Annotated in this window: 1 pseudogene; it reads right to left on the reverse strand. The window is 42.4% G+C overall.

Annotation, left to right across the window (positions count from 1 at the left end):
- Positions 1–1,274 (reverse strand): annotated as a pseudogene (locus ACFINF_RS07985) (hypothetical protein); the annotation flags it as partial.

Genomic DNA, 1,274 nt, shown 5'->3' on the forward strand with positions numbered 1-1,274 from the left:
AGAACCAGCCGCAAGTGATGTGATTTTGCTGTTTGTCTTCTCTCCATCTTTTTCTCCATGCTTAGCTACAAAAGCTTGTTCACTTTCATTCCACAACAAAGCATCGCCTTGCATAGATTCTGTGATGTTTGTGACTTTTTCATTAAAATCATTAACGACATTTGTGAAATTCTTATCAATTCCTGCAAACGCTTCCGTTACATTATGATGCTCCTGTGGATCACCTTCCGTACCATCGGCATTGTAGGTTTTAAGCGTGAAAGTTGGTTCGATCCATTCGCCATTCTCATAGCTAGCACTACCACCAAAGTACTTTGCTAGCGTCTGATTCAATAAATAAAGCTGACTACCATTGACCGCTTCTGTCGATCCTTCAGAGAGAGCTGCTGCTTTCACGCCAGAGATACTACGGGCATCACCATTACTGTTTGCAACTGTGATTGCCGTACCCTCTTTCTCTGCACCAATCTTGATAACCTTTGTTTCTGCATCTTGCTTAACAAGGCTATCGCCTACAACTTTGTCAATCTCCTTGTTAATCTCATTATGAATGTTCGTGAAAGAACTACCTACACCCTCAAAAGCGGCAGAAACAGTAGCATACTCATGCTCTTCAACCGCACTACCATCTTCATTAACGGTCTTAACTTTGAAAGTAGGAGCGGTCCATGCGCCATTCTCATAGCTAGCACCACCACCGAAATACGTAGCAACACTACTACCTAGAGTATAAAGCTGACCACCATTCACAGCATCAGTGGAACTTTCAGAGACTGTTCCAGCCAAAATAGATGTAATCTTGCTGTTGGCTCTTTCTTTACCTTCTCCATGAAGAGCTACAAAAGCCTTATCAGACTCGCTCCACAACAAAGCATCACCTTGAACTTCTTGCGTAATGTTCGTTACTTTTTCAGTGAATTCATTGACAACATTCGTCAAATGATTATTCACATTCTTGAAATTCGTATCAAGACCTGCAAAGGCTGAACCAACATCGTTATAAGCACTCTCCGTTACCTCACCGTTTTCAGCAATATTAGAGATCTTATAAGTCGGAGCTGTAAAAGCACCCTCTGTAAATGTTGCACCACCGCCAAAATATGTTGCTGCCTTATCGCCCAATGAATAAAGCTGAGAGCCATTAACGGCTTCTGTTGAGTCTGTTGTAAGTTTACCACTTCCAACATTACGCAAAGCAACAGTGCCCTCACTCGGATTTCCAAAAGTCACACTCTTCTTATTCGCTTTACGCGCTGATCTGGTAAGGGCACTGA

This window comes from Bartonella sp. TS25HLJMH (assembly GCF_042193505.1).
Lineage (GTDB): Bacteria > Pseudomonadota > Alphaproteobacteria > Rhizobiales > Rhizobiaceae > Bartonella > Bartonella grahamii.